Annotated in this window: 14 protein-coding genes; 9 read left to right on the top strand and 5 right to left on the bottom strand. The window is 48.6% G+C overall.

Annotated elements, in window-relative coordinates; genetic code table 11:
* Positions 1–76: 76 nt before the first annotated feature.
* The 3 genes from EOE67_RS18385 to ampD form a co-directional block, all read right to left on the bottom strand.
* Positions 77–616: an REP-associated tyrosine transposase gene (locus tag EOE67_RS18385; protein ID WP_127700788.1), complete on the bottom strand. Its 540-nt coding sequence runs from the start codon at positions 614–616 to the stop codon at positions 77–79.
* Positions 617–841: 225 nt separating this feature from the next.
* Entirely contained in the window at positions 842–1,864 is a 1,023-nt protein-coding gene (gene ampE, locus EOE67_RS18380; protein ID WP_127700787.1) for a regulatory signaling modulator protein AmpE, read from the bottom strand.
* Between the two features lie 12 nt (positions 1,865–1,876).
* Positions 1,877–2,455, bottom strand: coding sequence for a 1,6-anhydro-N-acetylmuramyl-L-alanine amidase AmpD (gene ampD, locus EOE67_RS18375; protein ID WP_276317454.1), 579 nt, complete (start codon positions 2,453–2,455; stop codon positions 1,877–1,879).
* Positions 2,456–2,509: 54 nt separating this feature from the next.
* On the opposite strand from ampD, the gene EOE67_RS18370 reads away from it, so the two are divergent.
* From EOE67_RS18370 to yacG, 9 genes are all read left to right on the top strand, one after another.
* Positions 2,510–3,031 (top strand): retropepsin-like aspartic protease family protein, encoded by a 522-nt coding sequence (locus tag EOE67_RS18370; protein ID WP_127700786.1) that lies wholly within the window; start codon positions 2,510–2,512, stop codon positions 3,029–3,031.
* 2 nt (positions 3,032–3,033) lie between these two features.
* Positions 3,034–3,930, top strand: coding sequence for a carboxylating nicotinate-nucleotide diphosphorylase (gene nadC, locus EOE67_RS18365; protein WP_127700785.1), 897 nt, complete (start codon positions 3,034–3,036; stop codon positions 3,928–3,930).
* A 597-nt stretch (positions 3,931–4,527) separates the two neighbouring features.
* Positions 4,528–4,935, top strand: a complete 408-nt coding sequence (locus tag EOE67_RS18360; RefSeq protein WP_127700784.1) for a pilin — start codon at positions 4,528–4,530, stop codon at positions 4,933–4,935.
* Positions 4,936–5,087: 152 nt separating this feature from the next.
* Positions 5,088–6,776 carry a type IV-A pilus assembly ATPase PilB gene (pilB, locus tag EOE67_RS18355; protein ID WP_127700783.1) on the top strand — a complete coding sequence of 563 codons (1,689 nt, stop codon included), beginning with the start codon at positions 5,088–5,090 and terminating at the stop codon, positions 6,774–6,776.
* 48 nt (positions 6,777–6,824) lie between these two features.
* The gene (locus EOE67_RS18350) at positions 6,825–8,051 is read left to right on the top strand and encodes a type II secretion system F family protein (RefSeq protein ID WP_127700782.1); all 1,227 of its coding nucleotides are present in this window, start codon (positions 6,825–6,827) and stop codon (positions 8,049–8,051) included.
* Positions 8,048–8,950 carry a prepilin peptidase gene (locus EOE67_RS18345; protein ID WP_276317453.1) on the top strand — a complete coding sequence of 301 codons (903 nt, stop codon included), beginning with the start codon at positions 8,048–8,050 and terminating at the stop codon, positions 8,948–8,950. The genes EOE67_RS18350 and EOE67_RS18345 overlap by 4 nt, the downstream gene beginning before the upstream one ends.
* A gap of 32 nt (positions 8,951–8,982) precedes the next feature.
* The gene (coaE, locus tag EOE67_RS18340) at positions 8,983–9,606 is read left to right on the top strand and encodes a dephospho-CoA kinase (RefSeq protein WP_127700781.1); all 624 of its coding nucleotides are present in this window, start codon (positions 8,983–8,985) and stop codon (positions 9,604–9,606) included.
* A 60-nt stretch (positions 9,607–9,666) separates the two neighbouring features.
* The gene (gene zapD, locus EOE67_RS18335; protein ID WP_127700780.1) at positions 9,667–10,413 is read left to right on the top strand and encodes a cell division protein ZapD; all 747 of its coding nucleotides are present in this window, start codon (positions 9,667–9,669) and stop codon (positions 10,411–10,413) included.
* 93 nt (positions 10,414–10,506) lie between these two features.
* Positions 10,507–10,743: a DNA gyrase inhibitor YacG gene (gene yacG, locus EOE67_RS18330; RefSeq protein ID WP_127700779.1), complete on the top strand. Its 237-nt coding sequence runs from the start codon at positions 10,507–10,509 to the stop codon at positions 10,741–10,743.
* A 158-nt stretch (positions 10,744–10,901) separates the two neighbouring features.
* On the opposite strand, the gene mutT is transcribed toward yacG, so the two are convergent.
* The gene (mutT, locus tag EOE67_RS18325; protein ID WP_276317452.1) at positions 10,902–11,324 is read right to left on the bottom strand and encodes an 8-oxo-dGTP diphosphatase MutT; all 423 of its coding nucleotides are present in this window, start codon (positions 11,322–11,324) and stop codon (positions 10,902–10,904) included.
* 77 nt (positions 11,325–11,401) lie between these two features.
* Complete coding sequence (secA, locus tag EOE67_RS18320; RefSeq protein ID WP_127700778.1) at positions 11,402–14,113, bottom strand: preprotein translocase subunit SecA; 2,712 nt, start codon at positions 14,111–14,113, stop codon at positions 11,402–11,404.
* Between the last annotated feature and the right edge of the window lie 10 nt (positions 14,114–14,123).

Genomic DNA, 14,123 nt, shown 5'->3' with positions numbered 1-14,123 from the left:
CTTGCGTAGGGCGCTACTCGCCGCGGCAGCGGCAGTACACCGTGACTAAATGCGCTCTCACAACAACTCCAGCATTCTAGCCATCATCGCCGCCAATGTTTATAAAACCGCTGTTTTGAGTGTCACCACACCAATTTAACGGATACCAGCCTAATGCCACATAACTATGGAAACTGGAATAAGGCCATTCTAAGACCAATTTCACCAGCTGATGTTTAACTGGATTCCAATGAATGTAATTGATGTGATTAAGAAAATCCTGTTGGTCGCGGATCAGATGCTCCCAATACCGGCGTTGCCAAATGCCACGCTCACGTCGCCGTATGCGGCATGTATTACGGGGTTCCTGAATAGCCAATGCTCTGGAAAAATACATTTTTATCAATCGAAAACGGATAGCAAAGTCATGCTCCCCTTGCGGTAACTCGAGCAAACAATGGAAATGATCTGGCAATACCACCACGGCATGAATGAAAAATGGATAACGTTTTTTCACCAGCCGAAAAGCCGTTCGCAAAATTTCAATTTGATCCGAGAGTAAAGTTTGAGTGCGATCTAACAAGGTATGGGTAAAAAAATAACAACCACCGGGTCGCCATTGCCTGCGATAGTCCATTTGAATTCATCCGTGAGTTCAGGTTCGAAGCAACAAGTATGAAGTGCTTGCGCTGATCCGCCAGTGCGTAGAAGTAATTAAATGTGAAGTATATGTTGATGGGCGTTTTTTTATCCCGGCGTACTGCCTTCCGCGAGTACGCCCTACGGTAAAGATATGAATTTATACGGAAAAAGTAGGGCGTACTCACCGCGTCAGCGGTAGTACGCCTTGGTCCAATTGAAGCTACGACAACAACCCACTTAAGGTTAATACCGCCACTAAAGCCAGGAAAAACAGAATATTGCGTTTTGACAGCTGCACTAACGAACAAACTTCGCTGTTGCAGTTACGCAGCTCATCTGGCAATGGCTCGGCCGCTTTGGCGATATCTGCCAGCACAATTTCAGCCGGAGTGCTGCTGTCGACCAGATAAGCAATCAGCGCTGCTGAAGCTTTGGAGAAATGCCCGACCAGCGCAAAACCTAAACCAAACAATCGTACCGGCAGCCAGTCTGCCCAATGACTGAGGTCGGCGGCAAACCCTTGGATCCGCTGTTGCTGGTCGAGGTTGCTGGCGTTGGATGTGGTGAAAGCAGACTGGGCTGTTGATTGTTCAAAAGCAGTTCCTGTCGAAGCAGTTTGCTCTGCACTATCTAAATCAGAAGCGGTTTCCAAAGCAGCATCAGCAGCAACTTCATTGTCAGTAGCATTGGCGGTTTCAGTCGAAGTTTTCACAGCAGCAAGGTCAAGATAAGTCACAGGCTCTGCCAACTGACGTAACATGGCATAAGCAATGGCGCCAAAAGCCCCCAGCAAAGCAAACCAGAATAATACCGCCGCATAATATTTAAAATTCAACCAAATCAGCCGTTGGCCGTGGCTCAGTTCGTCCGAAATGATGCCGGCATGCTGATTAATTTGCAGCATCACCAGATACGCCGCTTCCTGATCCTGGCGCTCGGCCGCATTCAGATACTGTTTATACAGTTGCCGATAATGCCAACAGCCAATACAAAGGAGCAACACCACTGTATTGACCAACAAAGTCAGTAACCAGAAATCAACCACCAACAACACCACCGCCACGGCAATGGCTGGCAACAACCACCACAACACCATGCCAAACTGGCTATTGAGCAACCCGGCCAACGGCCCTTGCCGCGACACCTGCAAATAAGGTTGTACATAACTGACCCACTGCCAGGCTTTGGTACGAACGGCCAGCCTTTCAATAATAAGTGCGATTAACATGCTGATTAAGGTCATAATTTTTGCTCCCTATTCCAGTTGAGTGCGGCCAGCATGCTGCAAAGCCGTTAAATCAGCCAGAAAGTCTGACCAGTTAAATGCCGGACCCGGATCCGTTTTACGGCCCGGCGCGATGTCACTATGCCCCACTATCGTCTGCACTGACAATAACGGATATTGTTGAATTAAAGCATCACACAGCTTTATTAAGGCTTGATATTGTAACGGCGTGAAAGGCTCGTCATCGGAGCCTTCCAGTTCAATACCAATCGAAAAATCATTACATTTTTCGCGCCCCTGATACTGACTGACTCCGGCATGCCAGGCGCGTTTTTCAAAAGGAACGTATTGCCAAACGCGGCCATCGCGGTAGATCACGCAATGCGCCGACACCCGCACCCCTTGTAAATGGGCAAAATAAGGGTGCGCGCTGCAGTCGAGCCGCCCGCCAAAAAAATCATCTATATAAGGTCTATCCGGATGCGGCGTCGCAAACTGGCCTGGTGGCAGACTGATGTTATGAATGACCAGCAAACTGATCGCAGTGCCGTCCGGTCGTTCGTCCCAATGGGTACAGGGCCGCATAGTAATGGTGGGTAGCTTTTGCAATTGTGCGTCACGCTGTTTATGCTGTGCTTCTATTGTCAGTGCAGAGTGAAGTGAATGCAAGCGCCTGATCCTACAACTAAACTCGGTAAAGGCTTTGCCTTAATCGCCTGGCTGATGCTGCTTGGCGTTATTTATTTGTTTTTTGACGACTATCTGGCAGAACAACTCAACCCAAATCAACAACTCACATCTGCTATTGGCGCAGGCGGTGAACGCACTGTGTTGCTGACGGCCAACCGCCAGGGGCATTATGTCGGCACCTTAAAACTGAATGGTCAGGACGTTGATTTTCTGCTGGATACCGGCGCTACCATGGTAGCGGTTTCCAGCGAAGTGGCGCGCCGTACCGGGATGCAACAAGGCCGGGCTTACCAGACGGCGACCGCTAACGGCATCACAACTGTTTATCAAAGTCAGATTGATCAACTACAGTTGGGGGATATTGTGCTGACAAACCTTAGCGCCAGCATAGTGCCGAATTTAACCGGATCCGAGATTTTGCTAGGAATGAGCGCCTTAAAGCATTTAGAATTCGCGCAACAAGCAAATCAATTGCAACTAATTCAAAGAAACTGATGATGACTGACCAATATACTCAGAAAAATAGCCCCGATTTAAGCCACAACGAACGGCTGGCACAGGAAATTCGCCGTGGCGTCAGTCATGCGTTAGCCGAAGATTTGGGTTATTTGCCATTGCAACAAGGGGATATCACCGCGTCCTTGATCCCCGGCGAGCAACAAGCCACTGCGACCATTATCACCCGCGAAGATTGTGTGGTTTGTGGAGTGGCCTGGGTGGATGAAGTGTTTCAGCAACTGTCCGATCAGGTGGTCATTCAATGGCATGTCAAAGATGGCGATGCTGTCAGCAGCAACACCTTATTATGTGAAATCAGCGGCCCGGCGCGAATGTTGTTAACCGGTGAGCGTACTGCTTTGAACTTCCTGCAAACCTTAAGCGGCACCGCCACCACCACTGCGCAATATGTAGCGTTATTGGGCGATAGCAAAACCAAACTGTTAGACACCCGCAAAACCTTGCCAGGCCTTAGGTTGGCACAAAAATATGCGGTTAGCTGTGGTGGTGGCAAAAACCATCGGATTGGGTTGTATGACGCTTTTTTAATTAAAGAGAATCATATCGCTGCGGCAGGTTCGATAAAAGCGGCTGTCACCACGGCCCGGCAGAACTTCCCAGGCAAACCAGTGGAAGTAGAAGTGGAAGATCTCACCGAATTGCAGCAAGCGCTGCAGGCCGGTGCCGACATTATTATGTTGGATAACTTTTATATCGCCGATATTCAGCAAGCCGTAGCAATGAACAAAGGGCAAGCCAAACTGGAAGTGTCCGGCAATATCACCAGCGAAGCACTAAAGGCATTAAGCAGTACCGGCGTGGATTACATTTCCAGTGGTGCATTAACCAAAAACATCAGAGCCATTGACCTGTCGATGCGGTTACGTAGTTTATAGCCGGATGGGTAGTTACCGAACCTAGGGCAGATAAGCAAAGCGCCATCTGCCGATTCATTGTACCCTTCATCTTTCTCTGGTGGGTGGCGCTGCGCTGACCCACCCTACAATCGCTGGACTGCCATAACGACTCAATCGTGACACTGACGCGATGGCGGAATCGGTGAATCCGCCCTTGCTAAACATCAGCTTCACCCATCCAGATGGCTGCATTTATAGAAGTTGTACCAGGCAGCTCATCGGATAAGTCAGCCAAATATCAAATTTAATGCCAACCTTGTTAAAAATAAGGTTTATGGCTTTTTCATCAAAAAACAGCACCTATTATGGGTAATTTTAATAATTCATATTATTCAATAGCTTAATATCTAGTGGCAAGGTTATTGCTATATATACAAAGTTCAAACCAGTTTGCAACCACGGCTCTTTAAACGCACTAAAAACAGCAAAAATAATGTTTTATTTCATTGACTTACATGAATGAAAAATAAATATTTACAAATGTGCATTTTTTTCTTGCGTAACGCTCAAAAATGGCCAGAATAGAAAACAGCCCCCCGGGTTCTACACACTCAAATTGGAAATTGGAGAAGTACTATGAAACGTAATCAAGGTTTTACTTTAATTGAATTAATGATCGTTGTGGCGATCATCGGTATCCTGGCTGCTGTAGCACTGCCAGCTTACTCGAGCTACCAGGCAAGCTCGAAAGTCACTGCTGGTTTATCTGAAATTTCTGCGGGTAAAACTGCGTTTGAAACATTATTAAATAGTGGTGGCAATGTGACTGGCCCTACTGATATTGGTCTGCAAGTTACTACTGGTAACTGTACTATCGGTACTACTGCATCAACAATTACTTGCACCATTTTAAATGCACCAACTCAGGTTGACGGTAATATTATTACTTGGGCTCGTGATGCAACTACTGGTGTTTGGGCGTGTAGCACAGATTTAGCTGCTGCTGACAAAGTTAAATACGCACCAAAAACTTGCCAAGGCTAAGTCTTGATTTAAGTGAATGAAGGGCCTGCGGGCCCTTTTTGTTATCTGCTAAAGCCTATTTCAACAAACTATTGAATTCTAAAGCTTCGCTGTCATAATCAAGTCTATGTGTTTTTCCTTATTGATATCTGAAAGATGGATGTATTGGCGTTATGGCTTTTAATCTGCAATCAATTCTTCTTCGTCGTTTAGGTCAGGCTGGCCTGATTGATGCCGGGCATTGCACCAAGCTGGCGGCAGAAAAAAACCATCAATACTCAACCGTCGCCGACTTTCTGATCACTGAAAAATTGTTAACCCCCCAAGCGCTCGCTACGGCAGCGGCAGGCTTTACCATGCATAGCCTGCTGGATTTAGATTATTACGATCTGGACTATGTGCCGGAACAAGAACGTAACGAAAAGCTGATCCGTAAACATCAGGTGTTGCCGGTGTTTAAACGCAATCGCACGCTATTTCTGGCGGTGGTTGACCCGACCGATATGCAACCGGTAGAAGATTTTGAATTTAGCACTGGCTTACACGCAGAACTGGTGGTGGTTGAATACGACAAGCTGCATAAACTGATTGACCGGGTGTTTGACCAAAAGTCCAGTGACAGTTTTTCCAATACCGATTGGGACTTAGGTTCGATGGGGTTGTCGGAAGCCAGTGATGACGACGACAGCAACGAAGCCGAAGACGGCCCAATTATTACCTTTATCAATAAAATGCTACATGACGCCATCCGCAAAGGCGCCTCGGACTTACACTTTGAGCCTTATGAAAAAAGTTACCGCATTCGGTTTCGAATTGACGGTATTTTGCATGAAGTCGCCTCGCCGCCGGTGGCGCTTTCCACCCGCTTATCGGCCCGGCTCAAAGTCATGTCGCGCCTGGATATCGCCGAAAAACGGGTGCCACAGGATGGCCGGATTAAACTCAAATTATCGCAGAAAAAATCGATCGATTTTCGGGTCAGCAGCTTACCCACGCTGTGGGGCGAAAAGATCGTGATGCGGATTTTAGACTCCGACAGCGCCATGCTGGGGATTGATATTCTGGGTTATGAAGAACAACAAAAGAAGCTGTATTTAACCGCACTGGAACAACCGCAAGGGATGATTTTGGTGACGGGGCCAACCGGTAGCGGTAAAACGGTCTCTTTGTATACTGGGTTGAACATATTAAATACTGAAGAAACTAATATTTCCACTGCTGAAGATCCAGTGGAAATTAACTTACCTGGGATCAATCAGGTACAGGTGAACCCTAAAGCCGGTTTAACTTTTCCGTCAGCGCTAAAATCATTTTTACGGCAAGACCCTGATGTGATTATGGTCGGTGAAATCCGAGATTTGGAAACTGCGGAGATTGCGATTAAAGCGGCGCAGACTGGTCACTTAGTGATGAGCACTCTGCACACCAACTCAGCACCCGAAACCCTGACCCGTTTGCTGAATATGGGGGTGCCGGCGTATAACGTGGCGAGTTCGGTCAGTCTGATTATTGCGCAGCGGCTGGCGCGGCGGCTTTGCTCAAAATGTAAAACCCCGGAAATTTTGCCCGAAGCGGAACTGTTAAAACAAGGTTTTACCCCGGCACAATTGCCAACGATGAAACTATGTAAACCGGTGGGTTGTGATTCCTGCACTGGCGGTTACAAAGGCCGGGTCGGTATTTATGAAGTGATGCCCATTTCGGCTATTATCGCTGAGAAAATTATGCAAGGTGACAACTCACTGGAAATTGCCAAACAAGCACAACTGGAAGGAGTCAATAATTTACGGCAATCGGGTTTGTTAAAAGCAGCGGCTGGGTTAACCAGCCTGGCCGAAATCAACCGGGTGACTAACGTTTAATTAAACCGCAGCCTGAAATAGTACACTGGCTGACTGAAGGATTTTGTCATGGCTCCACAAGTAAAAATAAAAGAGCAAGATACCTACGAATGGAAAGGTGTAAACCGGCGCGGGAAAAAAACCGAAGGTGAACTGCGCGCGAACTCGATTAATGAAGCCAAAGCGATGCTACGCCAGCAGGGTGTAACGCCTTCGCTGGTGAAGCGTAAAGCAAAAAGTTTATTTGGTGGCGATGCAAAAATCACCGCTGCAGACGTTGCAGTGTTGACCCGTCAGATAGCAACTATGCTGGCTGCTGGTGTGCCTTTGGTACAATCCATTGATTTAATTAGCTCCGGCGCTGAAAAAAAATCTCTGCGCAATCTGATGCAAAAAGTGTCGGTCAAAGTACAAAGCGGTATCCCATTGTCAGAAGTACTACGTGAACACCCGAAGTATTTTGACGAACTGTATTGTGACCTAGTGAAGTCGGGTGAACAATCCGGTGCTTTGGATCGCATTTTCGACCGGGTCGCCACCTACAAAGAAAAAGCTGAAGCGCTAAAATCAAAAATTAAAAAAGCGATGTTTTACCCGATAGCGGTAACGGTCGTTGCTTTGATTGTGACGGCGATTTTGTTGATTTTTGTGGTGCCCTCATTTGCGGAAATTTTCGCCGGCTTTGGCGCAGAATTACCGCCATTTACCTTGTTCGTACTTGGCTTATCTGAATGGATGCAGGATTACTGGTGGGTCGTCCTTGCGGCTATCATGGGCGGTTTGTTTTTGTTTAAAAAAGCCTATAACAACAATCTGCAGTTCAAAACCGCTGTCGACGCCATGGCGCTGAAAATGCCGGTGATGGGGATGATTATCAACAAAGCGGCTGTCGCCCGTTACGCCCGAACTTTATCCACCACTTTTGCCGCCGGTGTGCCATTAATTGAAGCCTTGGAATCAGCTGCCGGCGCCGCTGGCAATGAAATTTATAAAAATGCCATTATGGAAGTACGGGCCGACGTTTCTGCCGGTGGCCAAATGTATAGCTCAATGAAAACCACCAACCGCTTTCCGGAAATGGTCATTCAAATGGTGTCGATTGGCGAAGAATCAGGCTCCCTGGACGATATGCTGGCAAGGGTGGCCAATATTTACGAACAGGAAGTCGATGACGCGGTGGACGGGTTAACGGCGTTGTTAGAGCCACTGATTATGGCGGTATTAGGCGTGGTTATCGGCGGTTTGATAGTTGCGATGTACTTACCAATCTTCCAACTGGGTTCGGTTATCAAATGATGCAAAGTTTCGGACAAAGTTTTGAACTGTTATGCGCATTTTTCCAGGCGTCGCCGTTTTGGTATGCTGTACTGGTGTTTATATTCAGCCTCTGTGTCGGCAGTTTCCTCAATGTGGTGATTTACCGCCTGCCGAAAATGATGGAGCAAAGCTGGCAGGAGGAGTATCAAGAATACTTCGAACCGGAAAAAGAACACCCGAAACAACCGGTGTTTAATCTGGCGATGCCCCGCTCGCGTTGCCCGGTCTGTCAGCATCAGCTCAGCGCGCTGGATAATATTCCATTGCTCAGCTGGCTGATACTCAAAGGCCGTTGCCGGTATTGCCAGGCCGCCATCCCAAAACGTTACCCCTTGGTCGAACTCTTTACTGCTCTGGTATCGGTGGCTGTGGCGACACAAACCGGCGCCACCGGTCTTGGTTTGTTGTATCTCGTGGTGACCTGGATGTTAGTCGCGCTGATCTTTATCGATATCGACAAAATGCTGTTGCCGGATCAACTGACATTGCCGTTGTTGTGGCTGGCGCTGGTGGCGGCTGCAGCCGGCATCAGCACCGTCGATGCCACGACCGCCATTACCGGCGCTGCTTTTGGTTACCTGTCGTTATGGTCAGTGTATTGGCTGTTTAAATTGCTGACCGGCAAAGAAGGCATGGGGTTTGGCGACTTTAAACTCTTAGCGGTGTTTGGTGCTTTGCTAGGCTGGCAACAATTACCGCTGATTATTTTGTTATCGTCGTTAGTGGGTGCGGTGATTGGCACTCTGCTGTTAACGATGCAAGGGAAAGACAAAAATAACGCCATTCCGTTTGGCCCTTATATCGCCGCCGCCGGCTTTATCGCCATGTTATGGGGCGAGCAAATCACCGCCGCTTATCTGGCAACCCTTGGCCTGTAAACGCCAGGGAACTATCGGTATATAAGCAGCAGATGAGCAAGTTTATTGTGGGGTTAACCGGCGGTATTGGCAGTGGTAAAACCACTGTTGCCAATCTGTTTGCTGATTTGGGTATCGTACTGGTGGATGCCGATGTGGTGGCCCGGCAAGTGGTTGAACCCGGACAACCGGCTTTAACCGAGATTGCAACGCATTTTGGGCTTCAGATGTTGCAAGCGGACGGCAGCTTAAACCGGCCGTTATTGCGCGAGCGGATTTTCAGCGATGGCGCAGCTAAAAGCTGGCTTGATCAACTGCTGCACCCGCTGATCCGACAACAAATGCTATTGCAGTTGCAAAACGCCGGCTCGCCTTATGCCTTGTTGGTGGCGCCGCTGCTGATTGAAAATGGGTTAACCCGCGTGGTTGACCAGCTGCTGGTGGTTGATATTCAACCGGAAACACAGATTTTACGCACCAGTTTGCGTGACAAAGTCAGCCAACAACAAGTTGCGGCCATTATGGCGTCCCAATGTGACCGCCAACAGCGACTACAACTGGCCGACCAGATTATCAACAATGATCAGGATGCTGCGGCTTTACCGGAAAAAGTTCGGCAACTGCACCAAGTTTATTTGGCATTGGCGGCAGAAAAACTAGCTAAATCGCTGACTTAAGGTTATGTTAACTGATGGGCCGAAACGCGGCCCGTTGCGTTATTCTGGTGAACTGCAACTATGACTGAACTGCTCTACGAACATCCGCTGAATGAAAAAGTCCGAACCTATTTGCGGGTTGAGTATTTGTTTGCGCAGGTCAATCATCAGTTAGCACTTGGCAATGAATCGCAGCAGCTTGGTTTTTTCACCTCATTGTTCGCACTGATTGAAGTTTTAGACCGCAATGATATCCGCCCTGATTTAATCAAAGACGTCGAACGCTGTGAAAGTGCCTTAGTCGGCTGGTCCCGCCATCCATCGATTTCCGACGACAGCCTGCAAACCATGCTACAACAAGCGGTTCGACTGCAAAGTGAATTGATCCGCGGATCAAAATTCGCCAACGTGTTAAAAGATGACAAGTTTTTAGGACCGCTGCGACAGCGGTTTTTTATTCCTGGCGGCACCTGCTATTTCGATTTACCACAATTGCATTTTTGGTACACCCAACCGCTGGAAGTCCGGCAAAAATCGGCACAAGACTGGATTGGTCAGCTGCAACTGGTCGAGCGCGCCATTAGTTTTGTACTGACCTTTATTCGCGAACGTGGCCAGTTTCAAAGCGTGGTTGCCGACAATGGCTATTACCAAAGCAATACCGAACAGTTTGAATTACTACGCTTAAATTACCCACTGGAATATGGTTGTTACCCGACGATTAGTGGCAATAAATACCGCTACGCCATTCGCTTTATGCAGCTGTGTGACACCCAGGGACGTGCAACTTCCGACAAAAACATTCACTTCAAGCTGGCTTGTTGTTAATACAGCACCGGTCATCCACTTTGAAGACATCGGCCATCCTGCTGCAAGTTCAGGTATAATGCCGGGCATATGTGTTGCTACCAGAAGTCCGCTATGAGCCAAATCACCGTGAAATGCCCGACCTGTCAAACCACCGTCATTTGGGGGCCAGACGCCGCCTTCAGACCTTTTTGCAGCGATCGCTGCCGGCTCATTGACTTAGGGGAATGGGCCAGCGACAGCCGCCGTATTCCCGATACCAGTCCGATTGAAGCAGGGCTTGGCGATGTTGATTTATTAGCGCTCGATGATGCGTTAATGGCACAAGAGAATGGATTTTTTAAAGATTAGTCATGTCATTGGCGGACTAGCTGCGCTGAGTCCGCCCTACTTTTTCGCATTAATTCAGATATTTGCGTAGGGCGTCACTCACCGCGACAGCGGTAGTGCGCCGAATGATCATATGCAATTTCACAGCTCAATGGCGGACTAGCTGCGCTGAGTCCGCCCTACTGAGCCTGATACAACGCTAACACTTTATCCAAAATTGGCTGATTGGCGTCCGGGAACTGATAATTGCTAAGTTCGGAAAAATGCACCCACGCCACTTGCTGGCCCTCTAAGCCCTCGCCAAGGCCTTCGGTCTGACTGACCAACCAGACATCGAGTAACACGGTTTTCTCTGGATAAGCGTATTCCAGTTGCATCAGTGGTGTTGCATCAAGCACCTGCAATCCTACTTCTTCCATTAACTCCCTGGTCAATGCAGCGACCACGGTTTCGCCTTGCTCAACTTTACCGCCCGGAAATTCCCAGCGCCCGCCCTGATGCAGCTGATCAGGTCTTTTACTAATAAAAATCTGCTCGTCACGCTGGATCACGCCAACAGCCACATGGATCAGTTTTTTGGTGGATTGCATGATTTGTCCCATCAAGTTGTTCCAGAATTAAAAAAGGCAGAGAAAACTCTGCCTTTTTACTGCTTTTAATATTACCCGGTCAATAATGCTTAGCTTAATTTACCGTGACACTGTTTATACTTTTTGCCTGAGCCACATGGACATACGTCGTTGCGGCCAATTTTTTCTGCTTCGCGAAATACCGGGCCAGCTGGCGTTGCCGGTACTTCACCACCGATATGCTCAGCTTCTGCATGCTGAAACTCCATCGGGATCGCATCGGCTTTACGACGTTGCTCTTCGACTGCTTCAACATCTTCTGGGGCGCGGATCTGCACGCGGCTCAATACACCGATCACGTCCAGTTTTAACTGATCCAACATGGTTGAAAACAGTTCAAAGGCTTCACGCTTGTATTCTTGTTTCGGGTTTTTCTGTGCATAACCACGCAGGTTGATGCCCTGACGCAAATGGTCCATTGCCGCCAAATGCTCTTTCCAGTGCGTGTCCAGACTTTGCAACATCACTGCTTTTTCGAACTGACGCAGCACCGGCGCACCTACCATCTCCTCTTTGAGTTGGTAAGATTTTTCCACCACTTCGTGAATACGTTCTTTTAATTGCTCTTCAAACAACTTGTTGTCGTCAGCCAGCCATTTGGCAATTGGCATATCCAGCGCGAAATCTGAACGGAAGCGGTTTTCCAAGCCTGGGATATCCCACATTTCGTCCAGCGACTGCGGTGGAATATATTGCTCAAGCACCGATTGCACCACATCATGGCGGATAGCAGCCACAGTTTCGGTAATGTCGTCAGTGACTAACAATTCGTTCCGCTGCTCATACACCACTTTACGCTGATCGTTGGCAACATCATCAAATTCAAGCAGTTGTTTACGGATATCAAAGTTGCGCGCTTCCACTTTACGCTGGGCGTTTTCAATTGCGCGGCTCACCAGCGGATGTTCAATCGCTTCGCCATTTTCCATGCCGAGTTTACGCATCATGCCCGCCATGCGGTCAGAGGCGAAAATACGCATTAACGCATCATCCAGCGCCAGATAAAAACGGCTGGAACCCGCATCACCCTGCCGACCAGCACGACCACGCAACTGGTTGTCAATACGGCGTGATTCATGGCGTTCAGTACCAATAATATGCAAGCCGCCGGAAGCAATCACCGCGTCATGACGTAACTGCCACTGCGCTTTAATCTCGCTGATTTCCTCGTCGGTTGGAGCAGTTAATTTAGCAACTTCAGACTGCCAGTTACCACCCAGCACGATATCGGTACCACGACCGGCCATGTTGGTGGCGATCGTCACAGCGCCGGGCCGGCCAGCTTCAGCAATAATTTGTGCTTCGTTGGCGTGGAATTTGGCGTTCAGTACCTGGTGCTGAATTTTCGCTTTGTGCAGCAAAGTCGACAGATATTCCGAGCTTTCAATCGAAGCAGTACCCACCAGCACCGGACGCGCGGCATCGCGGGTCTCTAGAATATCTTTAATGATGGCCTGATATTTTTCTTCCGCAGTTAAGTACACCAAATCTGGCATATCTTTACGGACCATCGGCCGGTTGGTTGGAACCACTATGGTTTCCAGGCCATAAATTTGTTGGAATTCAAATGCTTCAGTATCGGCGGTACCGGTCATACCTGACAACTTCTGGTACAAACGGAAGTAGTTCTGGAAGGTAATCGATGCCAGCGTCTGGTTTTCGTTCTGAATACGCACACCTTCTTTGGCTTCAATCGCCTGGTGCAGACCGTCAGACCAACGACGGCCTTCCATCGTCCGGCCGGTGTGTTCATCAACAATGACCACCTGGCCATCCTTGATCACGTAATCCACGTCTTTCTTAAACAGGTTGTGCGCGCGCAGAGCAGCATAAGTGTGGTGCAACAAGGTGATGTTGCTGGCCGAGAATAACGACTCGCCCTCAGCCATCATGCCACGCTCCAGCAGAATTTCTTCCACCCGGATCTGACCCAGTTCGGTCAGGTAAATTTGCTTGGCTTTTTCGTCGATAGTGAAATGACCATCACCGATTTGACCTTCTTCGTCTTCTTTTTCCTGACGTTCCAGCATTGGAACCACGGTATTAATTTGACGGTACAGTTCAGAGCTATCTTCGGCCTGACCAGAAATGATCAGCGGGGTACGGGCTTCGTCGATGAGGATTGAATCCACTTCATCGATAATGGCAAAGGCTAAATCGCGTTGCACCCGTTCGGCCATGCTGAACGCCATGTTGTCGCGCAGGTAGTCAAAACCGAATTCGTTGTTGGTCCCGTAGGTAATATCAGCGGCATACGCCTGCTGCTTTTCCTGATGTTGCATCCCAGGTACGTTCACGCCAACAGTCAGACCTAAAAAGCTGAACAGTGGCTCGTTGGTCGCGGCATCCCGTTTCGCCAGGTAGTCGTTGACGGTAATGACGTGCACTGAGCTACCGCTCAGCGCGTTGAGGTACGCCGGTAAGGTCGCGGTTAAGGTTTTACCTTCACCAGTGCGCATTTCAGAGATTTTCCCCTGATGCAGCACGATACCACCCAGCAGCTGTACGTCAAAATGGCGCATGCCAAAAATCCGTTTACTGGCTTCGCGTACCGTGGCAAAGGCTTCTGGCAGCAAATCATCCAGCGTCACGCCATCGGTGAAACGCTGCTTAAACTCAGCGGTCTTCGCTTGTAACTGCTCATCGGACAGTGCAGCAAACTGACCTTCCATGCTGTTGATCTGGTCAACCGTCTTCTGAAGTTTTTTCAGGTAACGATCGTTGCGACTACCAATCAATTTGGTAAAAAGTTTTCCAAACATTGTCCAAGTA

The sequence above is a fragment of the Rheinheimera riviphila genome, from assembly GCF_004005945.1.
GTDB classification, from domain to species: Bacteria; Pseudomonadota; Gammaproteobacteria; order Enterobacterales; family Alteromonadaceae; genus Pararheinheimera; species Pararheinheimera riviphila.
This window is presented reverse-complemented; position numbering and strand designations above follow the sequence as displayed.